The 19,875-nt window shown below is 62.2% G+C and carries 21 protein-coding genes; 9 read left to right on the forward strand and 12 right to left on the reverse strand.

Annotated features, from left to right (window positions below; all coding sequences use genetic code 11):
- The 4 genes from QRN42_RS00110 to QRN42_RS00125 all read left to right on the forward strand — a co-directional run bounded on the left by QRN42_RS00110 (position 1) and on the right by QRN42_RS00125 (position 3,463).
- The gene (locus tag QRN42_RS00110; protein WP_284977457.1) at positions 1-369 is read left to right on the forward strand and encodes an ArsR/SmtB family transcription factor; all 369 of its coding nucleotides are present in this window, start codon (positions 1-3) and stop codon (positions 367-369) included.
- Positions 362-835, forward strand: a complete 474-nt coding sequence (locus QRN42_RS00115; protein WP_284977458.1) for an SRPBCC family protein — start codon at positions 362-364, stop codon at positions 833-835. Before QRN42_RS00110 ends, QRN42_RS00115 begins: the two co-directional genes overlap by 8 nt.
- A complete protein-coding gene (locus QRN42_RS00120) occupies positions 832-1,647 on the forward strand; it encodes an alpha/beta fold hydrolase (protein WP_284977459.1) in 816 nt (271 codons plus the stop codon). The genes QRN42_RS00115 and QRN42_RS00120 overlap by 4 nt, the downstream gene beginning before the upstream one ends.
- Positions 1,648-1,786: 139 nt before the next feature.
- Complete coding sequence (locus tag QRN42_RS00125; protein ID WP_284977460.1) at positions 1,787-3,463, forward strand: RecQ family ATP-dependent DNA helicase; 1,677 nt, start codon at positions 1,787-1,789, stop codon at positions 3,461-3,463.
- Here QRN42_RS00125 and QRN42_RS00130 read toward each other — a convergent pair.
- Positions 3,460-4,398, reverse strand: a complete 939-nt coding sequence (locus QRN42_RS00130) for an NAD(P)H-hydrate dehydratase (protein WP_410549659.1) — start codon at positions 4,396-4,398, stop codon at positions 3,460-3,462. The genes QRN42_RS00125 and QRN42_RS00130 overlap by 4 nt on opposite strands.
- Complete coding sequence (locus tag QRN42_RS00135; RefSeq protein WP_284977462.1) at positions 4,376-5,152, reverse strand: histidine phosphatase family protein; 777 nt, start codon at positions 5,150-5,152, stop codon at positions 4,376-4,378. The genes QRN42_RS00130 and QRN42_RS00135 overlap by 23 nt, the downstream gene beginning before the upstream one ends.
- A gap of 139 nt (positions 5,153-5,291) precedes the next feature.
- Here QRN42_RS00135 and QRN42_RS00140 point away from each other — a divergent pair, with 139 nt between their 5' ends.
- On the forward strand, positions 5,292-6,569 hold the full coding sequence (locus QRN42_RS00140; RefSeq protein ID WP_284977463.1) for an NAD(P)/FAD-dependent oxidoreductase: 1,278 nt from the start codon (positions 5,292-5,294) through the stop codon (positions 6,567-6,569).
- 50 nt (positions 6,570-6,619) lie between these two features.
- Here the strand turns inward: QRN42_RS00140 and QRN42_RS00145 are convergent, their stop codons facing one another.
- The 7 genes from QRN42_RS00145 to QRN42_RS00175 form a co-directional block, all read right to left on the reverse strand.
- A complete protein-coding gene (locus QRN42_RS00145) occupies positions 6,620-7,474 on the reverse strand; it encodes a class II fructose-bisphosphate aldolase (RefSeq protein WP_284977464.1) in 855 nt (284 codons plus the stop codon).
- On the reverse strand, positions 7,465-8,439 hold the full coding sequence (locus QRN42_RS00150; protein ID WP_284977465.1) for a 1-phosphofructokinase family hexose kinase: 975 nt from the start codon (positions 8,437-8,439) through the stop codon (positions 7,465-7,467). The genes QRN42_RS00145 and QRN42_RS00150 overlap by 10 nt, the downstream gene beginning before the upstream one ends.
- A gap of 81 nt (positions 8,440-8,520) precedes the next feature.
- Positions 8,521-9,678 (reverse strand): SIS domain-containing protein, encoded by a 1,158-nt coding sequence (locus tag QRN42_RS00155; RefSeq protein WP_284977466.1) that lies wholly within the window; start codon positions 9,676-9,678, stop codon positions 8,521-8,523.
- A gap of 119 nt (positions 9,679-9,797) precedes the next feature.
- Complete coding sequence (locus QRN42_RS00160) at positions 9,798-10,763, reverse strand: ROK family protein (RefSeq protein ID WP_284977467.1); 966 nt, start codon at positions 10,761-10,763, stop codon at positions 9,798-9,800.
- Positions 10,760-11,596, reverse strand: coding sequence for a carbohydrate ABC transporter permease (locus QRN42_RS00165; RefSeq protein ID WP_284977468.1), 837 nt, complete (start codon positions 11,594-11,596; stop codon positions 10,760-10,762). Before QRN42_RS00165 ends, QRN42_RS00160 begins: the two co-directional genes overlap by 4 nt.
- A complete protein-coding gene (locus QRN42_RS00170) occupies positions 11,596-12,537 on the reverse strand; it encodes a carbohydrate ABC transporter permease (protein ID WP_284974124.1) in 942 nt (313 codons plus the stop codon). The genes QRN42_RS00165 and QRN42_RS00170 overlap by 1 nt, the downstream gene beginning before the upstream one ends.
- A gap of 6 nt (positions 12,538-12,543) precedes the next feature.
- Positions 12,544-13,866, reverse strand: coding sequence for an ABC transporter substrate-binding protein (locus QRN42_RS00175; RefSeq protein ID WP_284974125.1), 1,323 nt, complete (start codon positions 13,864-13,866; stop codon positions 12,544-12,546).
- A 198-nt stretch (positions 13,867-14,064) separates the two neighbouring features.
- Here QRN42_RS00175 and QRN42_RS00180 point away from each other — a divergent pair, with 198 nt between their 5' ends.
- Entirely contained in the window at positions 14,065-14,823 is a 759-nt protein-coding gene (locus QRN42_RS00180; protein WP_284977469.1) for a DeoR/GlpR family DNA-binding transcription regulator, read from the forward strand.
- A gap of 32 nt (positions 14,824-14,855) precedes the next feature.
- Here the strand turns inward: QRN42_RS00180 and QRN42_RS00185 are convergent, their stop codons facing one another.
- Both QRN42_RS00185 and QRN42_RS00190 read right to left on the reverse strand, forming a co-directional pair.
- Complete coding sequence (locus tag QRN42_RS00185) at positions 14,856-15,158, reverse strand: DUF3040 domain-containing protein (protein ID WP_284974127.1); 303 nt, start codon at positions 15,156-15,158, stop codon at positions 14,856-14,858.
- Between the two features lie 158 nt (positions 15,159-15,316).
- Positions 15,317-16,048: a DUF72 domain-containing protein gene (locus QRN42_RS00190; protein ID WP_284974128.1), complete on the reverse strand. Its 732-nt coding sequence runs from the start codon at positions 16,046-16,048 to the stop codon at positions 15,317-15,319.
- 181 nt (positions 16,049-16,229) lie between these two features.
- Here QRN42_RS00190 and ftsW point away from each other — a divergent pair, with 181 nt between their 5' ends.
- The gene (ftsW, locus tag QRN42_RS00195; protein ID WP_284977470.1) at positions 16,230-17,462 is read left to right on the forward strand and encodes a putative lipid II flippase FtsW; all 1,233 of its coding nucleotides are present in this window, start codon (positions 16,230-16,232) and stop codon (positions 17,460-17,462) included.
- On the opposite strand, the gene QRN42_RS00200 is transcribed toward ftsW, so the two are convergent.
- Positions 17,428-17,886: a MarR family winged helix-turn-helix transcriptional regulator gene (locus QRN42_RS00200; protein WP_284974509.1), complete on the reverse strand. Its 459-nt coding sequence runs from the start codon at positions 17,884-17,886 to the stop codon at positions 17,428-17,430. The genes ftsW and QRN42_RS00200 overlap by 35 nt on opposite strands.
- Before the next feature lie 142 nt (positions 17,887-18,028).
- On the opposite strand from QRN42_RS00200, the gene QRN42_RS00205 reads away from it, so the two are divergent.
- Together QRN42_RS00205 and QRN42_RS00210 are read left to right on the forward strand one after the other, a co-directional pair.
- Positions 18,029-18,982, forward strand: coding sequence for an SDR family NAD(P)-dependent oxidoreductase (locus QRN42_RS00205; RefSeq protein WP_284977471.1), 954 nt, complete (start codon positions 18,029-18,031; stop codon positions 18,980-18,982).
- Positions 18,983-18,984: 2 nt separating this feature from the next.
- The gene (locus QRN42_RS00210) at positions 18,985-19,875 is read left to right on the forward strand and encodes an amidohydrolase family protein (RefSeq protein ID WP_284977472.1); all 891 of its coding nucleotides are present in this window, start codon (positions 18,985-18,987) and stop codon (positions 19,873-19,875) included.

Here is a 19,875-nt window from a genome sequence, read left to right on the forward strand (position 1 = left end):
ATGGTCGATCAACTTAGTGCAGTCTTTGGCGCCTTAGCTGATCCCACGCGACGGGCGATCCTGCAGCGGCTTTCCCAGGGTGATGCCCAGGTTTCCGATTTGGCCGCACCTTTCCAGATCAGCCAGCCGGCCATTTCAAAGCACCTCAAGGTCCTTGAGGATGCGGGGCTGATCTCCCGGAGGCGGATAGCGACCTCCCGGCTGAGCCACCTTGAAGGCCAACCGCTCAAGGAAGCCACTGATTACATGGAGCGGTACAAGAAGTTCTGGGATGAATCGTTCGACAAGCTCGACGACGCCCTGGCGGCATTGCAGAACGGGATTGGCGACAACAATGAAGACAACGACGGGAGCGGCCGTGATGCCTGAATACCACCAACGTGAAGTTACCGACCGTGACGTGTTCGTCTCACGCTCTTTCAATGCTCCAAGGGACGTGGTGTGGCGCTTCTGGACCGAACCCGAATTGCTGACGAGTTGGTTTGGCCCGTCCGGAGTCACTGTGGCCGCGGAGAGCGTCGTGGTAGAACTTGCGGAAGGTGGACGATGGGAACTCGATATGCAGGACCCGGCAAACGGAAGCGTGCACCCGATCCGCGGCCGCATCCTTCATTGGCAGGCGCCCGAGTTCCTCGAGATCCAGATGTCGGCTGAAACGTCAGTGGGAGCAGTCGACGGCGTAGTCCTTCGGCTTGAGTTCCATGATCACGGACACAAGACACGTATGACCCTGCACCAAGGCCCATTCAGCGAAGAGCTCCGCGACATGACGCTGGCCGGATGGGTCCTAGCATTCTCCACGCTCGACACCATCCTCGAAAGGTACGCCTCATGACAACAACGACCCCCAGCTCCCTGGTGGAAGCCATCACCTCCGTCGATGGCACCACCATTTCAGTGGAACATCTGGGCAGTGGCCCGGCTTTGGTGTTGGTCGATGGAGCTTTTTGCGGCAGGTCCTTCGGCCCCTCCAGAGCCCTCGCCAACGCGCTGGCAGAATCCTACACGGTGTATTTTTACGATCGCCGTGGCCGTGGAGACAGCACTGATACCGCACCGTACGCCGTGGAACGGGAGGTCGAGGACCTCGCGGCCGTACTCCAACACGCAGGTGGCAACGCTTTCGTGTACGGCATCTCATCCGGGGCGGCGCTGGCCCTCGAAACCGCTGCAGCGGGGGTGCCTATGCGGGGGCTAGCCACATACGAGGCTCCCTACACCGGGGTGGGCTCCCACGCAGACTCTCCCGTGGACCATGCCGCCCACCTCAAGGAACTCCTGGCCGAAAACAAAAGAGGTGCCATGGTGTCCTACTTCCTCGTGAAGATGATCGGTGTGCCCGCCTTCGTCCCCATCATGCTCCGGCTGATGCCCAAGGTGTGGGCAAGCCAAAAGAGTGCGGCCAACACTTTGCCCTACGAGGTCGAAGTCTGCAACAACTTCACGGCGCCTGTCCAAAGGCTCGCGGCGGTAGGCGTTCCTACGCTGGTGATGGTGGGTAGCAAGGCAGCCCCGGCAATGTCCGCCGCCCAGCGAGCGATCGCTGCCGCTGTCCCCCGAGCGGTTCACCGCACTCTCGATGGCCAGACCCATCAGGTGTCTGCCAAGGCCATCGCGGAAGAACTGAGGGGTTTTTTCCTTCCCTGAGCAACCGGGGATTGACTGACGAGCGTTCGGCGTTTTCCACAGGCAGGGGTCCGGAGAACGCCCGCGGGCCGGCGGCGCGCTAGGCTGGAGGGGTCGGCTGAAGCAAGTGGCCGCAGGTCCAACCAAGCGGAGCCATTCAATGTCCGACGATCTTGCCTTGGGCGCGCTTGCAGCGTCCTCCTTCTCACTACCGTCGTTGCGCGATGGTCAACTCAAGGGCATGACCGCCCTCGTCGAAGGCCGCGATGTGCTCGCCGTGATGCCCACAGGGTACGGAAAATCCGCCACCTACCAAGTGGCGGCCCGGTATCTTCACAACGCCACTGGACGCCCCGCCGTCGTGGTTTCGCCTTTGATCGCGTTGCAGGAAGACCAGCTGGACGGGCTGGAGGAGGATCTTGGCGGTGGGGCAGCCGTCGCCATCAATTCCTCGCACAGCGATTCGGAGGTGGAGGCCGCGTGGCAGGCAGCGGAGTCCGGGGAGGTCACTTATCTCTTCCTCGCACCCGAGCAACTGGCCAAGCAGGAAACCGTTGATCGCCTCGCCAAGCTGGGCATCACACTATTCGTGGTCGATGAAGCCCATTGTGTGTCCTCATGGGGCCACGATTTCCGGCCCGATTACCTCAACCTGGGACATGTTCGGGAGCGTTTGGGCAACCCGCCGGTAGCTGCGCTCACCGCCACTGCCTCGCCCCCTGTGCGTGATGAGATCGTGGAGCGGCTGGGGATGACGAATCCGCTCCTGATTGTCCGCGGGTTCGACCGGCCCAACATCTCTTTGGAGGTGGTCCGGCACCACGAGGACAAGGCAAAGAGGCGGAAGGTGGTGGAACAAGTCTCCGAACTCGCCGCGGCGGGCGGGATCGGCTTGGTGTACGCCGCCACCCGCAAGGACACTGAGAAGTACGCGGAGAAGTTGGCTAAGGCCGGCCTACGGGCCGCCGCCTACCACGCGGGACGGTCGCCAGCCGAGCGGGAAAGCATCCATGAGGGGTTCCTGCAGGATCAGTTCGACGTCGTCGTTGCCACCACAGCCTTCGGCATGGGCATTGACAAGCCGAATGTCAGGTTCGTTGTCCATGCCGATATTCCGGAGTCCTTGGACGCCTACTACCAGGAGATCGGCAGGGCAGGTCGCGACGGCGAACCGGCCACAGCAATCCTGCACTATCGCGCCGAGGACCTGGGACTTCGAAAATTCTTTGGCACCCACGCTCCGGATGCGGAGGCCCTCACGGCCCTGCTGAAAGTCCTGAAGTCAGCCGGCGCGCCGGCTACGAAGAGTGCCTTGGCTGAGCTGACGGGGTTCCCGCCCAGGAAGGTCACGGGCCTCGTGAACCAACTCGAAGAAGCCGGCGCCGTCGTATTAGGGAAACGGGGGGTCCGGCTAAAGTCCACGTCCAAATTGTCCACACTGGTGGACCGCGCGATTGAACTTGGCCAGGCCCGCCAGCGCATCGACCAGTCGCGGCTGATGATGATCCGCGGTTATGCCGAGACCGACACCTGCCGCCGGCAGTTCTTGCTGGGCTACTTCGGGGAAGACATGCCCGAGCCCTGCGGTCACTGCGATGCTTGCTCCGATGCGGCCAACCGTGGCGGCGACGCGTCCCACCATAGTGAGGAGGGCACCGACGACGCCGTGGCGGACGAGCAGTTCCCGGTGCAATCATCCGTGATCCACAAGGAGTGGGGTCCGGGTTTGGTCATGCGTCACGAGGACGACGTCATGACCGTCCTGTTCGAGCAGGAGGGCTATAAGACCCTGTCTCGAACCGCCGTCGTGGAGAAAGAACTGCTGAAACCCGCTTAGTTAAGCTCCAACATGAGGGCCGGAATCTCATCGGCAAGCTCGCGGGCCAGGAAACCGAGGGGTCCGAGCTTGCTCGCCAATCGGTCGGCCGCGGCAGCGTGAAGATGCGTCCCCCAACAGGCTGCCTGCACGCCGCTGGTTCCCCGCGCGCGCAGCCCTGCGATGGCGCCTGCTAGGACGTCCCCGCTGCCCGAGGTTCCCAGCCCGCCGTGCCCGGTGGTGATCTTCCACAATTCCGGGGAGCCCGCTGACTCCTCCGGGCCTGCTGACTCCACGGAGCCTCGGCTCACCGTTCCGGCGATGATGCCCTGGCAGCTCACCACGGCATCGAAGCGGCGGGCGATTGCAGCCACATCCGCTTCCAGGTCCTCGACATCCCTGCCCAGGAGAACACCGGCCTCTGTGGGATTCGGCGTGAGGATGAGCCGGCCCCGCCAAGGCCCGATCATGTCCTCCACCCTCGTGAGTCCGGCCAATGCGTAGGCGTCCAGTAGGATCGCAGGGCCGTCCCCGCCGTCGCCCTCTTCGCGTTCCAGCAGGCCTCTCAGGAGTACTTCGGTCAGGTCCAAGTCATCGAGTCCCGGACCGATCAATAGTGCGTCGGCTCGGTCAACATAGGAAGCTATGGACTCCAACCCTTCGCCGGTCAACGACCCCTCTGCTGTTTCCGGCATGGCCATGGCTCCGCATTCGGGCAGGGCAACTCCCACATGGACCGCCACGGAACCGGCGACAGCCATGGTCAGCTTCCCGGCCCCTGCGCGAAGGGCTGCCGTGCCGGCGAGCAACGCTGCCCCAGGTGTCGCCCGGGCTCCGCCAAGGACCAACACCGAGCCGCGCGAGTACTTGTCACTTCCCGGAGCCGGCAAGTCCCAGTCCCGAAGCAGTGACGGCGTTACGAGCGTGGGCTGGCTACTGGGGGTGGACATTGGCATCCCCTCCGTGCTCGGTGACCGCCACGTTCTGCTCGGTCAGGTGGTCGGCAACGTTGAAGCTTTCCAGTGTCCAAGGGCCGACTCCGGACGGCCGCACGAAACGCGTAACGGATGCATTTAACACAGACGTGCTCGATGCGAGGTCCAGGATTTCCTTCTCAGACATGCCCTCAAGGACGTATCGAACCAGCAGGATCAGAGCATCGTGGCACACGAGCATCAGCCGTTGACCACGGGCTGGATTATCCAGTTCGTTCAGGATGGAGCGCAGCCGGAGGGCAACATCAGCCCACGACTCGCCCCCTGGCGGCCGGTAGTACAGCTTGCCAAGCCAAAGCCGCCGCTCGGCCTCCTCGGGGTACCGCTTGTCGACGCCGCGCCCCGTGAGCCGGTCGAGGATGCCCAGTTCCCGGTCGCGGAGCCGCTCGTCTGTGGTGACGGTGACCGGCCAGCCTGCGACTTCGACGGCGATGCGGGCCGTTTGCTGTGCCCGCGCGTAGGGCGATGAGATCACGACGTCGGGACAGAGCTCGGGGGAGATGCGGGACAAAGCAACTCCGAGGGCTTTGGCCTGCTCTTGCCCGACGTCGGACAGGTGCACGTCCGGGTCCCGGGCAGGTACGTCGATGACCTCTGCTCCGGCGATGCGGGCCTCGGTGGCCGCGACATTGCCTTCACTCTCTCCATGCCTGACAAGCAGCAACTCAACAGGGCCCGCCCCATGCGCTACGTCTGAAATCCCGATCTCCTCCAAGAGTGACCACCCCTTCGAATGCCCGCATGCTTCGGTTTACTATCCTCGTGCGTACCCACCGGTCCGAAAAGTAAACGGGCGACGCCGGCCTGCCGCAGACCCCCTGTTGCCGGGACGGCAGGTGAAGTATGTTGCTGAGATGGAGGACACATACCAAGTCATTGTGGTCGGAGCCGGATTTGCAGGGGTCGCAGCAGCCAAGGAGCTGGGCCGCAAAGGTATACGCGTCCTGCTGATCGACTCAAACAGTTACCACCAATTCCAACCGCTCCTGTATCAGGTTGCCACGTCCCAGATCGGCGTTTCGGCCATCGCCCGTCCATTGCGGTCCGTTTTCCGCAGGTTGAGCAGTGTCAGGGTGTTGACGGCGAAGGTGTCATCGGTCGATGTGCACCAAAAGTCCGTCACCACCGCGGACGGCAGGGTATGGCGGGCAGAGATCCTGGTTATCGCCGTGGGCGCCGTGCCCAACTTCTTCAACACTCCCGGGGCTGAAGAGTTCGCATACCCGCTGTACTCGGTCACTGATGCCACCCGCCTGGGCTCCGGTCTCACCCGGCTTCTTGATCAGGCGGACAGAAGTCTCGATGCAGCGGTGGACGTGGTGGTGGTGGGAGGCGGTCCCACCGGCGTCGAGACCGCTGGTGCCATGGCCGAGAACGTCAAGTACGTAGTGGGAAAGTATTTCTCGCCCGAACTCGCAGCCCGCTGCCGGGTTCACCTGGTGGATATGGTTCCCAGCGTCCTGAACGTGTTCTCCCCGAAATCCCAAAAGTATGCCGCTGAGCACCTGCAAAAAGTCGGTGTCCAGTTGCATATGGGAGTCGGTGTCACCGAAGTGCGGGCCGACGGGGTAAAGCTTGCAGACGAAAGCTTTGTGCCTGCACGGATCGTGGTGTGGGCCGGCGGTTTGAAGGCAGGGGACCTGATCGCCGGATCAGGCCTGTCGCAGGGCCGGGGCGGCCGGATCGATGTTCAACCGGACCTGACAGCTCCCGACGTCGACGGCGTTTACGTTATTGGGGACGCCGCGAACATTACCGACTCGACCGGCGCAAAGCTGCCCCAGCTGGGTTCGGTGGCGCAGCAGGCCGGCAAGTGGGCCGCGGCCAACATCATCGCTGACCTGAACGGGGACGAACGGAAACCATTCCACTACGTTGACAAGGGGTACATGGCGATGGTCGGGCGCGGTGCAGCCGTAGCGGAGCTCGGACGCAAACGACTCCAGTTGCAGGGCCCCTTTGCGTTTTTGTCGTGGCTCTTGGTGCACCTTGCCTTGTTGTCCGGGACACAACAAAAAGTCCGAGCCTTGTTTTCCTGGCTCAACGGGTACCTCCTCCACAGCCCCGCGCAGGTGGTTGTCAGTGGCCCGTTCGAGAAGGAATCTGACCCTCCCGCCGCAGACAACCCGTAGTCGGCGGCCCGGTCACGGCGATGCCTTCAGCCCGGAGTTACCCGCGGGGGCTACGCCTCATTCGAACGGGCGGTGCCTGCGAACAACCTCAGGAGCCGCGATACTTCGGGCACCAGTGCGTCACGGCCGGCGCCCAGGTACTTACGGGAGTCGACAACGGTTGGATGCGAGTCCAGATAGTCGCGGACTGCACGGGTGAAGAATCCATTCAGGTGTGTGGACACGTTAATCTTGCTCATGCCCGCGGTGATCGCCTCCGAGATTGTTTCGTCCGGCACCCCCGATGATCCGTGGAGGACGAGGGGAACGTTGAGACTGTCCCTCAAGCGGCGGATCAAGGTCAGGTCAAGGGCTGCGTTCCGTTCTGTCATTGCGTGGGAGGACCCCACTGCGACCGCCAAGGCATCGACTCCGGTTCTCCGGACGAAGTCGGCGGCTTCCTCCGGATCGGTTCGCACGCCGGGGGCGTGGGCACCTCCTTTGCCGCCGACTTTCCCGAGTTCCGCTTCGACATAGACGCCCATCGAGTGGGCGTATTCCGTGACTTTTGCCGTCGTTTCGAGGTTTGCTTCGTAGGGAAGATGGGCGCCGTCGTACATGACTGAACCGAAGCCCAGGTCCACGGCCTGGATGGCGAGGCTCGCGTCTTCGGCGTGATCGAGGTGCAGGGCGATGGGGACATTGGCTTCCCGTGCGAGTGACATGCAGGCCAACGCAAGCGGCTCCAGGCCTCCGTGGTAGTTTGCGCAGTTCTGTGAGATTTGCAGAATGAGCGGCAACCCCGCAAGCTCGGCTCCTGTGATGAGTCCTTCGACGGTTTCAAGGTGAATAACGTTGAAGGCACCTTGTCCGGTCCGGGAGGCAACGGCGTCGGCCATGATGTCTGCCGTGGGAGTCAGTGGCATGGGATGTCCTTTTGCAGGGTGACGAGTACTTCTTTTTGGAGGTCTGAATAGTTCGCTGCGATTTCGCCTGCACCGGTGGTGAGAACCGCGGCCGAGCCCCAGGCAGAGGCAGTGCGCAGGAGTGTCGGGAGGTCAGCGCCGTCGCTCAGGCACACGGCGGCAGCAGCCACTGCTGCATCACCTGCTCCAGTGGGGTTGCCCGTAAGGGTGCGGCCGGGCGAGGCGGCCCAGTGCGCCTCGGGCTGATCGCGGGTGAACGCGAGCATGCCTTTCTCTCCGGTACTGACGATTACCGTGCGGGCCCCGAGTTGAAGAAGCCGCCGGGCCGCCGTAGGCAGATGCTGCTCTCCGGTGGCTTCGATCAGCTCATGATGGTTGGGTTTGAGCAGGTCCGCGCCCGCCTTGGCGGCGTCGAGCAGTGGCGGCCCTGAGGTGTCGACAATGACCGGGACTTTGTGGTGATGTGCGAGGGCGATCATGTCTTGGTAGAAGCTACCGGGTGCGTTGGGCGGCAGGCTGCCCGAAGCGGCTAGGACGGAAGCTTCCTTCCTATCGAGAACAGCCTCCACAGCCGCCAGGATTTCGTCCCAGATTGTTGAGGGCAGCTCTTCGCCGCGTTCGTTGAAGATGCTGGTCTGGAGGTGTTCTTCATCGACGAAAGCGATACTCCTGCGGGTCTCCGTACTCGCTGGTATGAGGAGGTGTGGAAGCCCGGACTGTTCAAGTTCGGCGCGAAACAGGGCGCCGGTGGCACCGCCCACGGGAGCAATGGCCAGGACAGCTGAACCCGTCTGGTGAGCCACACGCGCGACGTTCAGCCCCTTGCCACCTGCCCGTTGGAGAGGTGCGTCGACCCGGTGGGTTTGTCCCAGGTGGATCGCGGGAAGGCCGTACGTGATGTCGAGAGCGGGGTTGGGAGTCACGGTCACGATTTTTCGGCCGTCGCGGGCGGTCGAAGAGATCACAAAGTATTCCTTTCGGTCAGGGAGGACGGGGCGGCCTTCGGCAGGGTTGCGTGCGTGGGGAAGGCCGAGGACCCTAACCGACTAGTAAGTTTCGGTCCGCTCGAGCGGGTGAATTCGGACGCCTTGCACCACGCGGTTGACGTCTCCGGACGGGAAAGGGTTGTCAGGGGTCAGGCCAAGCTGCAGGGAAGCAAGCAGCGCTAAGAGTTGAGCGAAAAGCACATATGCCGGTGCCAGAAGGGCGTCATCCAGAGCGGAAAGTTCCGGGAAAACCCATGACTGGCCGGAAATGTCAGCTTCGGGGTGGACCGAGACTGCAACGGTGTTTTCCGCGGCGATACCTGACCGCAGCTCAGCAAGGATGTCCAGGTCGTAATTGCGGGTGTAGGCGTCCGATGATACGAAAACGATCACCAGTGTCTTGTCGGTCAGGACGGATTTGGGTCCATGACGGAAGCCGAGCGATGAGTCGTGGTACGCGATGACTTTGCCGGCGGTCAGTTCCAGGAGTTTGAGCGCGCATTCCTGCGCGAGGCCTGCAAGGGGGCCGCTGCCGAGGTAGACGACCCTGTCGTAACCCTTGAGGGCCAGCTTCTCCATCATCTCCTGCGGGCCCAGGATGCGTTCGGCGGCTCCGGCGAGTGCGTTCACGGCGGTGTTATCCGCACCACGGAGGATCAGGAGGCAGGCGAGCAGCATGGAGGTGAAGCTCGAAGTCATTGCGAACCCTTGGTCGTTCGCGCGTTCGGGCATCAGAATTGCGAATGATTTGTCACGGCCCTGGTGGATCTTGAAGAGATTTCCTTGCCTGTCGCAGGTGATGACCAGGTGGCTTACGTCGGTGAGAATTTCATCCGCGAGGATGGTCGCAGCGCTGCTCTCAGGGCTGTTGCCGGACCGGGCGAAGGAGATAAGGAGCGTCGGTACGTCCTCAGCGAAGCACTCGTGCGGGTTGGAGACAATGTCTGTCGTGGCGACGGCATCCACGCGCCGCTGGAGTTGCCGTGCGAGTGAAGGGGCTGCGATCCGTCCCGCGAAGGCCGATGTACCCGCGCCTGCGAGGATGATGCGCAGGTTTGGCCTTTCAAGCAGTGGCGAAAGGAACGAATCGAGGTTCTCGCGTTGGTCTTCGATGAGCTTGGCGACACCACGCCAGACGTCCGGCTGCTGGGCGATTTCGCGTGCCGTTGCCTCTGATCCTGCCGTGTGATTCATGTGGGTGTTGGTCGTGCTGGACAAGTCGTGTCTCCTTGAGTTGGGACGAAGTGTAGGTGCGCGGCCCGTGTAGGGGTGCCGCGGGGGTCATGGGCCGGCGAACCACGCCGTCCGGCAGGTTGGGGCGTGGGCGGCAGCGGATCTCATGAGAGGGCCTTCCGTGCCAGGATGCCGGCCCCGAGGCAGGCGGCGTTGTCGCCGAGGGAGGCGGTGACCAGCTTCGGTTGCTGTTGCCATACGAGGATGCGGCGGAGTTCCTTTGCAACGGGTTCGAGGAGGGTGTCCCCGGCGGAGCTGAGGCCGCCGCCGATGACGATCAGGCCAGGGGCGAGCAGGCTTACGTAAGCTGCGAGTGCGCGTGCGATGCTCTCGGTTGCTTCCGCCCAGACGCTCAGGCCTGCGGGGTCCCCGGCATGCATGCGTTCTACTACCGGCTTCGCGCCCTGAACGTTCGCCCCCGTCAGCCGGTTGTAGCGCCGCGCGATGGAGGGGCCTGTCGAGACTGTTTCCAAGCAACCGATGGCGCCGCAGGCGCAGAGTTCACCGGAACCGACGTCCAGGTGGCCGATTTCGCCGGCGTACTTGTTGGCGATGGCGTGACCTTCGACGAACATGGCCCCGGAGATCCCGGTTCCGATTGGCATAAAAAGCACGTCGTCATGTCCTCGGGCCGCGCCGAGTTCGCGCTCTGCCAGTCCGCCCGCTCTTACGTCGTGGCCGAATCCAACAGGCAGCCCGGTGTGCTCATTGATGATCTTGACGAAAGGAACATCCCGCCAGCCAATATTTTCGGAGTACAGTGCGGTCCCGGTCCGGTCATCCACCAGGCCCGGGACAACCAGTCCGATGGCGCGGGCGCCGGGCGCGTGTCCCAGAAGTTCGTCAACGGCGCTGATGACGGCTTTGACCACGGCGTCCGGGCCTTCTTCCCTGGGTGTGGGCCACCGGTGATAGGAGATGGCTTCTGACCCGGAGAGGACGGCGCCTTTCATTGCCGTACCCCCGACGTCGAGGGCGACCGTCAACTCCCCGGTAGTGAAGCCTGGCAGCGCCGTCCCCGGTCCTGTGGGCCGCTCAGAGGGGATGCGGTGCGGGTGCTCTCCGGTCATTTGACGCTTCCCGCGAGCATGCCGCTGACGATGTAGCGGTTGAGGACAAGGGCGATGCCGGCAGGGACGGCGAGGGCAACGACGCCGGCGGCGTTCAGGAGCGTGTACGGCACAAGGTGCCGGCCCTGCAAGGACGCGATGACCACTGTGAGCGGCTGCGTGGACAGGTCGCTGGAGAGGACCAACGGGAAGAGGAACTGACCCCAGGCAAAGAGGAAAGTGATGATCGCCGTCGAGATGAGTCCGGGCCGTGCGAGCGGGAGGACTATGTGCCAAAGGACCTGCATCCGGCTGGCGCCATCGATGTTTCCGGCTTCTTCGAGGGCGATCGGCAGGCTAGCCATGTAGTTATGAAGGATCCACGTTGCGAGGGGAAGGAAACCCGAAACGTAGACAAGCACGATTCCCGTATAGGTGTTCACCAGGCCGAAGGCCGTGAGGATCTGGTACAGCGGAATGAGCGTGGTGTAGGCGGGAAAGGCCATCGTGGCCAGCACGGCGTAGAAGAGCACGCGCCGGCCCTTGAACTGTATGCGGGCAAATGCGTAGGCCGCCAACGTAGCCAGAATGAGTGTGATCACCGTGGCTGCGGCACATTCAATGAAGATATTGATCGACGATTGCTGTACTGACTGCGCCAAGTCGCTTCCGCCGGACAAGAGGGAGCTGTAGTTGTCCAGGGAGGGGGTAGGCGGCAAATAGTTGGATGGCTTCGATCCGGCTTGGGCATCGGTCTGGAGACTGATGTTCAGGGCCCAGTAAAGGGGAACCAATGACCAGAGCAGGATGAACGCAATGCCAAGTCGGCGCATGAGGGGTGTGCGTTGTTTCATCAGAATTCCACCGGTCGATAGACAAATTTCAAAACGAGTAGCGAGGACGCGAGGGTTGCCAGGGTGATGAGCAGGGAGAGGGCATAGCCCTCACCGAAGTTCAGGTTTTGGAAACTGATGAAGTAGGTCTGCATGGTCACCGAGGCGCCCGTCGCGGCTGATCCGTTGAGGATGTAGGGCTGGTCGAAGACGTTCAGGGTTGCGATGATGCCCTGAACCATGGCGATGGTGATCCCTGGCCGCGCGAGCGGGAGGGTGATCCTGCTGAACGTGGTCCATGCCGAGCATCCGTCGAGTGTGGATGCCTCATAAAGGTCGGCCGGGATGTTCTGAAGCGCGGCCAAGACCAGCAACGTCGACAGTGGGGTAATCTGCCACACCTGCACCAGTTCTATGCCAAGGATGGTGAGGAAATGGTTCTGGCCCAGGAACACCAAATAGTGATCGATGAGGTGGAATGAGCTCAAAATGCTGTTCAAGAGTCCGGTGTTGCTATCCCAGATGCTTCCCCAGACGATTCCTTCGACGACTCCAGGCAGCGCCCAGGGCAGAATGAGCACTGCGATCAGGACCGAGCGTCCTCTGAATTGTTTCTGCAGCGTTATGGCCATGGCAATGGCGAGCACAGTGGAGAGAAGCACGCCGATGATGACGTACAGGGCAGTGTTGCCCATGCTCGCAGTGATGGCCGGGTCAGCGAAGAGCTGCCGGAAATTGTCCAGTCCATTGAACTCATCCGGTGGGTTCAACGGCTGAACGCGGAAGAACGCTTCGACGAGGGTGAACCCGGCCGGTATCAGGGCCAGGCCGACGATGAAGAGTGTCAGCGGTGTCACCAACGCGTAGGGGAGCAAGTCCAGACGCCGCCCACGGCGTGCGGCGTCCGGAACTTGTCCACCCCGAGCTGGCGGCTTTTGCTTGAGGCGCAGGCTCGTGCTCATCGTTTCCTACTGCCCGGCCAATTTGGTTGCTGAATCCGAGATGGCTTTGATCGCCGCGTCGACGGTCATGCTGCCAGCCGCTGCTGCGTGCAGATTGGTGTAGACGGAATTGGAGAACTGGGGGTACCAGACTGGTGCTCCCGCGGGAAAGACGGGCTTGCTGCTCTTGAGCATTGTGGTCAGTTCCTGCCCTCCAGCGAGCCCCTTGGCCGCTGTGAGCTTTTCGAGTCCTGTCAGCCTGGAAGGAAGGAAGTATCCGGGCATTACCTTGTCCGGCCCGTTGGCGCCGGCGAAGTCAGCTTGGTTCTCTGCGGAGGTGAACCATTCGATGAATTTCGCCGCTGCTTCGGGGTACTTGGCCGTCTTCAGGATCCCGATGCCATCCGGGTTGCTGACGTTCGCGGTTGCGCCGGTCATGCCCGGCGTCGGGATGTACTGCACTGCGCCGTTGACAGAGGATGAAGCGGGGACGTCGTACAAGCTGCCGACGTTGCCTGAGTAGTCCGCGAATGTGCTGGCGGTGACGCCCTTGGCCATCAGCGTCTGCTGGCTCTCGCTGTCGCTGACGTTGATGTTGCCCGCAGGGACCAGGCCATTCTTGATCGCGTCAACCATCCACTGCGCCGCCTTATATCCGGCTGAGTCCGGAGAGCTGAACTGCGGCTTTCCGCTTTCGTCCAGAATCTTGCCGCCAAATGCCTGGGTTGTCTCGTACCAGTAGGTGGACAAGCCTTCGGCAGCGGCGAACGGGATGTTGAGTGGGTTTTGAGCGACGCCCGCGGCTTTCACCTTCTGAAGGTCCTGGGTGTACTCATCAATGGTGGTGGGCATGGCGGAAATTCCGGCCTTTGCGAACATCGCTTTGTTGACCGTGGTCACCAGATAGGAGGCATCGAAGGGGACGCCGACAATGTGGCCGTTGGACGTGAAGGAACTCAGCTGCGGCATGTCTGCTGCGTAGGCCTTTTGGTCGATGTACTTTTCCATCGGCAAGAACCAGCCGAGCTTACTTTCCTGACCGACCCGCGACCAGTCGACGTCGGTCGCGTCAGCGAAGTAGGTGTTGGAGGTCGACGCAGCGGCGATCTTTGTCTGCAGGCTGTCCCAGTCGATCGTCGACCACTTGACCGTGATGCCGGTGCTCTTTGTGAACGCGTCCAGTGACTTCTGGGGAGGAGGGGCGCCGAACAAAGCCACGGTGATCGTGACGTCCTTCGTCTGTGAAGAGGAGGCTCCTGCGCCTCCTGTGCAAGCTGTCGCAAGGACGCTGAGCGCCGCTGCTCCCGCGACCAGAGCGGTGCCTCGCAGGCGGTTTCGCTTGGAAATCATCGGTCGACCTTTCATCAAACTGTGCATAACGATGCTAAAACTGCTCATTTCCGTAACTCTGAGCAAGTATTGCATGTGATGTGCATTACGCGCAATAAATATGCACTGATAATTGATCGAATCGTTCGAACGCGCAGAGTTGGGGCGCAAAGTGCGCGTTTCTTGCAAATAAATGCGCAAAGGCGTTAATCTTGGAGGGTGGCCAGAAAACAGAGACTGAATCAGATCGTGGGAGCCGTGCTCGAAGCCGGCAACATCGATGTCCCGACGCTTGCTGAACTCTTCACCGTGTCGGAGGCGACCATTAGGCGCGATCTGGAGCTGCTGGAAGAGCAGCGGCTCGTGACCCGCACACGAGGGGGTGCTTCTACCAACGCCGCTTTCAACGATCTGCCCTTGAACTATAAGACGGCCCAAGACCTCCCCGAGAAGCGTCGCATCGCAGAGCATGCCCTGACCTATCTGAACGGCTCACGGGTTGTTGGGATGACCGGCGGGACGACGGTGAGCGAATTCGCCCGCATGCTCATGGGCAGGGAGCATCTCAGCATCGTCACGAACGCGCTCAACATCGCAACCAGCTTGCTGGCCAACCCCGGACTGAGGGTCTTCATTGCCGGCGGCGAAGCCAGGGCCAGCAGCCAGGAAACAGTAGGTCCGATAGCCGAGCAGTTCCTGACGGACTACAACATCGACGTAGCGTTTCTAGGTGTCGACGGCGTTGACCCCGACGCCGGTTGCACGAACTATGACCCGATGGGCGCCCGTGTCAACCGTGCCCTGCAGCAGCGCTCACGCACGACAATAGTCCTCGCCGACGCAACAAAAATTTCCAGAATCGCGTTGGCACCCGTTTGCGCCATGGCCGAAGTCGATGTGCTCATCACGGACACCAGGGCGCCCGAAGCGGTGGTGCAGCAGATTCGCGACCAAGGCTGCGAAGTCATTTGCGTGTGAGTGCTAACCCGGGCGGAGTGTGTCGGTCGGGGTCAGCTGGGGCGCCCACGATCTACTGATATCCGGGCAACCCTCGCGCGGTGGGCCCTGTCCGCCCGCACCGCAGAGAACAACAGCAGAAGCCCGGCTACTGCCAGCAGAAATGCGTGCAGGGGGATAGCCAGCAAGATCAGTACCAAAGCGCCAGCCGCCGCGAGCACGTCCCGGAGCCGGGGCTGGATAGGACCACGGACGGGGATGCCCGATTCCAGCTGCCGGGCAAGTCTGGGGTCTTGGATAAAGAGTTCCCGTTCGAGTTGGTGCAGAACCCTTTGCTCCCGTTCGGATAGCGGCATGGTGATCCCTCCTGAACGCTATGGCAACCTGATGTGAATTGCCGGTCCAGCGGTTCCCCCTACGACCGGGATACCAGCAGTAGGATAAGCTAAGCATGCTGATTATTTAGTCCGCAAGGGGTTTTCGCGAAGCGGACGAATCCGTCCGCAGGCAGGGGTTAGCCGGTGCCCAGGAAAGCCCGCAGGGTGTCCGCATTGCGCACCGCGTGGCCTCCGCCGTCGTTGTTGAAGTAGGCGAAGACGTCCCGTCCGCCGTCGCTCCACTCGCGGATCCGGTCAGCCCACCAGCCGAGGTCCGCATCCGAGTACGAGCCCCCGTAAAGGTGTTCATGATCGGGCCCATGAAGCCGAATGTAGACAAACGAAGCTGTCGCGCGGAGTATGCACGGCAGATTGGCTCCGCTCATGATGCAGTAAGCGGCGTTGTGGCGTTCCAATAGCGCATAGACCTCGGGGTGGTCCCAGCTATCGTGGCGAAACTCGACGGCGACCCGGATCCACTGCGGCAGTGCGGCGAGGAAGTAACCAAGCCGGGCGTCATCGCGGGCAAAACCGGGCGGAAGTTGGACCAGCAGGACGGCCCTCTTGTCGCCCAATTCGTGCCAGCAGCGCGCAATCCTTTCGATCCAAACTTCGGGACCGTACAACTTTTTCCCGTGGGTCAGTCCCCTCGGTGCCTTCACGGACATGGCAAAACCTTGGGGAAGCCGGCTTCGCCAGCCGGCGAACGTGGTGTCCCGCGGCCAGCGATAGAAACTCGCATTGAGTTCCACGGTACTGAACCGCGCCACATAGTGGGCCAGGCGCTTTGCCGAAGGCAAGCCTGGCGGATAGAGCACGTTCTCCCAGTGATCGTAGCTCCAGCCCGATGTTCCGATGTGGATGGCCATGTTTGGGATGGTAGTCGTCGCGAGTGCGGATCTGCACCTTCATAGGCCCTGCCGACACGCACGAAGGGTGCGTATGAAGGGTTAAGGGGCATGGTGGGCATATCGTCTTTGTGTTGCCGTTCTCCAGACGAATGGCCGAACGGGAGTAGAGCCGGACTAGCCGGACCAAAGCCAGGAAAGCATGACGATGACAGCTACCACCAAGACACCCATGCCTCCTCAGGACCAACCCCGCGGCCGGCTGGGTGCAGTGCGTCGATGGTTTACGCAGGAAGGCGTGGACCGCCAACGTCCCGTCATTATCGCCGTCGTCCTGACGCTGGCTGCGATCGGCCTCGTGGAGGTTGCCTCGGCGTCGTCCGTGGAGTCGGTCGCGTCCGGGGTGAACCCCTACGATCTGCCTCTGAAGCAGGGCATGTGGACCCTCGCCGGCGTCGCGTTGATGTTGGTCCTGGCCGGATTGCCTGCCCGCATCATCCGCAAGCTGGCGTGGCCAATGCTGATGGTTTCCGTGGTTGCTTTGGGCTTGGTGTTCACGCCCCTGGGAATGACGGTCAACGGCAACCGGAACTGGCTCAACGTGGGCGGATTCACCGCGCAGCCCTCGGAATTCGCCAAGCTGGCCCTGATCGTCTGGGCCGCATCCGTTCTGTCCCGCAAGCAGCATCTGCTGGGCCAATGGAAGCATGCAGTGATCCCCTTGCTGCCTGCCGGAGGCATGATCATGGCGCTCGTTGCCCTTGGCCATGACTTGGGAACCACCATGATCGTCATGCTGATCCTGGGTGCCACGCTGTTCTACGGCGGGGTCCCCATGAAAGTCTTCGGCGCCGCGGCGGCGGCATGCGCGGCGGCAGCCTTGGTGCTTGCGGCCAGCAGCGGAAACCGCATGGGCCGGATCTTTTCCTGGCTTGGAGCAGGCTCGGCGGAGGACGCCCAAGGCGTGGGTTACCAAGCCCTCAATGGCCAATATGCGCTCGCGTCGGGGCGCTGGTTTGGGGTGGGTTTGGGGCAGAGCCGGGAAAAATGGAACTGGATCCCGGAAGCCCATAACGACTTCATCTTCAGCATCCTGGGCGAGGAGCTGGGGTTGGCTGGGACGTTGCTGGTCCTTGGCCTCTTCGCCGTCCTGGCCATCGCGATCTTCACCGTGATTGCCCGGACCACGGATACGTTCGCCCGGGTACTCTCCTGCAGCGTGATCACCTGGCTGTTGGGGCAGGCCCTGATCAATATCGCCATGGTCAGCGGGTTGCTGCCGGTTATCGGCGTCCCGTTGCCGTTCATCTCCTATGGCGGTTCTGCCATGGTGTCCTCGCTGGCGGGTATCGGCATGATCCTTGCCGTGACGCGCACCGGCCAGCAACCAAAGGTCCCGGCTACCCCCACAAAGCTTTCTTCAGCAGCGCTCTGAGTTCGGCGTTTTCACCCTCGGTCAGGCGAGCCAGCTGGGTTTCTTCGCACGCATCCAGGGCGATGCGGGCTTTGGCGTGAATTCGGCGCCCCTCGGCGGTTGACACGATGATTTTCGCCCGCCTGTCCTGCTTTCCTTGCGCGCGTTCCACCAGGCCCCGGTGTTCAAGATCGTCCACGAGGCTAACCACTTGGCTGGGGTCAAGGCTGAGGAAATCGGCCAGTTCGCGTTGGGTGGGTTCCAGGCCGCTGCAGGCAAGAGTAAGGACCGAGAACGAGCGCTCGCGGAGGCCGTAATCGCTGAGGGCGCGGTTGTTGAGAACCGACCCTGTGGCGTGCAACTTGGCGAGCAGCAGGCCCACGTCGTTGCCGATTTTTGCCGCGGCCAGGCGCGGCTTTTCGACGTCAGTGCTTTGCGGACCCATGGCAACTCCAATAGTAATGAAAAACAATCGTTGACTTTTTCAATGATCCGTATTCTCATTGATCATGACAAGGATCTCACGATGCAGTGGGATCGTCCCCACCGGTCCCGACCGGTTAGGTTACTGCATGCGAAGGAGCGCCATGAGTTTGAACGGCAAGGTTGCAATCGTTACCGGGAGTGGGCAGGGTCTTGGACTCGCTTACGCGAGGGAGCTCGCCCGCCAGGGTGCCGCCGTCGTGATCAATGACGTGAACGCCCAGACAGCTGCGGAAGCAGTGGCCCAGATTGAGGCCGACGGCGGCCGGGCCACCGCCGTGGTGGTTCCGGTGGGCACCACCGAGGCTGCCAAGGCCCTTGTGGCCGGTGCAGTGGAGGCATTTGGCCGGCTGGACATCCTGGTGACGAACGCCGGGATCCTGAGGGACAAGAGCCTGTTGAAGATGACGGACGAAGATTTCGACCTGGTCATCAACGTTCACCTGAAGGGTACGTTCACCTGTGTCCGTGAGGCATTTGCGTACTTCAAGGAAAACAACATCCCGGGCCGCATCATCACCATCGGTTCGCCCACCGGTCAGCGCGGCAACTTCGGTCAGACGAATTATGCCGCGGCCAAGGCGGGCATCGTGGGCATGGTCCGCACGTGGGCGCTGGAAATGAAGAAGGCCGGCGTGACGGCTAACTCGGTGATCCCCGTGGCGGCGACTGCCATGACCAAGACGGTCCCGTACTTCCAGAAGGCCGTAGAGGCTGATGAACGCGGTGAGGCGATGCCGTCCTTCTTCCGGCATGACCTTGGTTTTGGAACGGCCGACGACGTTGCCGGGCTGATCGCGTTCCTCGCCTCCGACTCCGCTGCCGGGATCACCGGCCAGGCGATCGGTGCCGGTGGGGACCGGCTGCAGGTTTGGACGCATCCGACGGCGGCCACCACCGAATACCGGGAGGGCGGATGGAGCTACGAGGCGCTGGCCGAGAATGCGGACACCCTGTTCAGCGCGGCAAACCTGCAAGGCTACGGTGAGGAATTCCTGCCGTTGCCTGAGGATCTGCAGCCCGAACTCGCTAAGCCCGCACCCGCACAGGCCCGCTGACCATGTCCGACCGTTACGAACTCGGCATCGACGCCGCGAACCTCGATGCGATCGACATGCACGTCCATCTCGAGGTGGACAGCTGCGGGCATGGCTCGCTTCCCGAAGCCCTGACGGAGGCTTCTGCGAAGTATTTCAAGTCAGAAGACCGTACTCCGTCGCTGGATCGGATCGCGGAGGTGTACCGCGAACTGAAGATGGCCGCCGTCGTTTTTACCGTCGACGCCCGGACGCAGCTCAAGCATGAGCCCAACAGCATCCCGGAGCTGATCGCCAGGGCCGCGAAGCACAACGATGTGTTGATTCCCTTCGGCAGCGTGGACCCGCGCACGGGGGAGGACGCAATCGCGGGGGCGAAGCACCAGGCCATTGAGCTGGGCGCCCGGGGTTTCAAGTTCCACCCGTCCCTCCAGGGCTTTGACCCGTCCAGTGAACAGTTCTATCCGTTGTGGGAAACCCTGCAGGAACTGGGCCTGCCGTGTATCTTCCACACTGGCCAGAACGGCATGGGGGCAGGTCTTCCCGGTGGGTTTGGAATCAAGCTGGCGTACTCGAATCCGTTGCTGCTGGACGCCGTGGCCGCCGATTTCCCGGGATTGCAGATCATCATGGCCCACCCCTCGGTGCCGTGGCAGGACGAAGCAAACTCGATCGCGACGCACAAGTCCAACGTGTTCATTGACCTCTCGGGCTGGTCGCCCAAGTACTTCCCGGAATCTCTCGTCCGTCTGTCCAACTCCGTGTTGCAGGACAAGGTGTTGTTCGGCACGGACTTCCCGCTGATCACGCCGCAGAAATGGCTGGGCGCGTTCGCGGACTTGCCCCTGAAAGACGAGGTTCGGCCGAAGATCCTCAAGGACAACGCTGTCCGGCTGCTCGGGCTGGGCGGTTGA

The organism is Arthrobacter sp. fls2-241-R2A-200, assembly GCF_030209745.1.
In the GTDB taxonomy this organism is placed as follows: Bacteria; Actinomycetota; Actinomycetes; order Actinomycetales; family Micrococcaceae; genus Arthrobacter.

Coding starts and splice junctions, on each gene's coding strand:
- QRN42_RS00205 (WP_284977471.1), top strand. CDS start 18,029: ATGAGTTTGAACGGCAAGGTTGCAATCGTTACCGGGAGTGGGCAGGGT.
- ftsW (WP_284977470.1), top strand. CDS start 16,230: ATGACGATGACAGCTACCACCAAGACACCCATGCCTCCTCAGGACCAA.
- QRN42_RS00120 (WP_284977459.1), top strand. CDS start 832: ATGACAACAACGACCCCCAGCTCCCTGGTGGAAGCCATCACCTCCGTC.
- QRN42_RS00130 (WP_410549659.1), bottom strand. CDS start 4,398: ATGCCAATGTCCACCCCCAGTAGCCAGCCCACGCTCGTAACGCCGTCA.
- QRN42_RS00170 (WP_284974124.1), bottom strand. CDS start 12,537: ATGAGCACGAGCCTGCGCCTCAAGCAAAAGCCGCCAGCTCGGGGTGGA.
- QRN42_RS00115 (WP_284977458.1), top strand. CDS start 362: ATGCCTGAATACCACCAACGTGAAGTTACCGACCGTGACGTGTTCGTC.
- QRN42_RS00160 (WP_284977467.1), bottom strand. CDS start 10,763: ATGACCGGAGAGCACCCGCACCGCATCCCCTCTGAGCGGCCCACAGGA.
- QRN42_RS00210 (WP_284977472.1), top strand. CDS start 18,985: ATGTCCGACCGTTACGAACTCGGCATCGACGCCGCGAACCTCGATGCG.
- QRN42_RS00185 (WP_284974127.1), bottom strand. CDS start 15,158: ATGCCGCTATCCGAACGGGAGCAAAGGGTTCTGCACCAACTCGAACGG.
- QRN42_RS00140 (WP_284977463.1), top strand. CDS start 5,292: ATGGAGGACACATACCAAGTCATTGTGGTCGGAGCCGGATTTGCAGGG.
- QRN42_RS00110 (WP_284977457.1), top strand. CDS start 1: ATGGTCGATCAACTTAGTGCAGTCTTTGGCGCCTTAGCTGATCCCACG.
- QRN42_RS00125 (WP_284977460.1), top strand. CDS start 1,787: ATGTCCGACGATCTTGCCTTGGGCGCGCTTGCAGCGTCCTCCTTCTCA.
- QRN42_RS00200 (WP_284974509.1), bottom strand. CDS start 17,886: ATGGGTCCGCAAAGCACTGACGTCGAAAAGCCGCGCCTGGCCGCGGCA.
- QRN42_RS00175 (WP_284974125.1), bottom strand. CDS start 13,866: ATGATTTCCAAGCGAAACCGCCTGCGAGGCACCGCTCTGGTCGCGGGA.
- QRN42_RS00165 (WP_284977468.1), bottom strand. CDS start 11,596: ATGAAACAACGCACACCCCTCATGCGCCGACTTGGCATTGCGTTCATC.
- QRN42_RS00190 (WP_284974128.1), bottom strand. CDS start 16,048: ATGGCCATCCACATCGGAACATCGGGCTGGAGCTACGATCACTGGGAG.
- QRN42_RS00145 (WP_284977464.1), bottom strand. CDS start 7,474: ATGCCACTGACTCCCACGGCAGACATCATGGCCGACGCCGTTGCCTCC.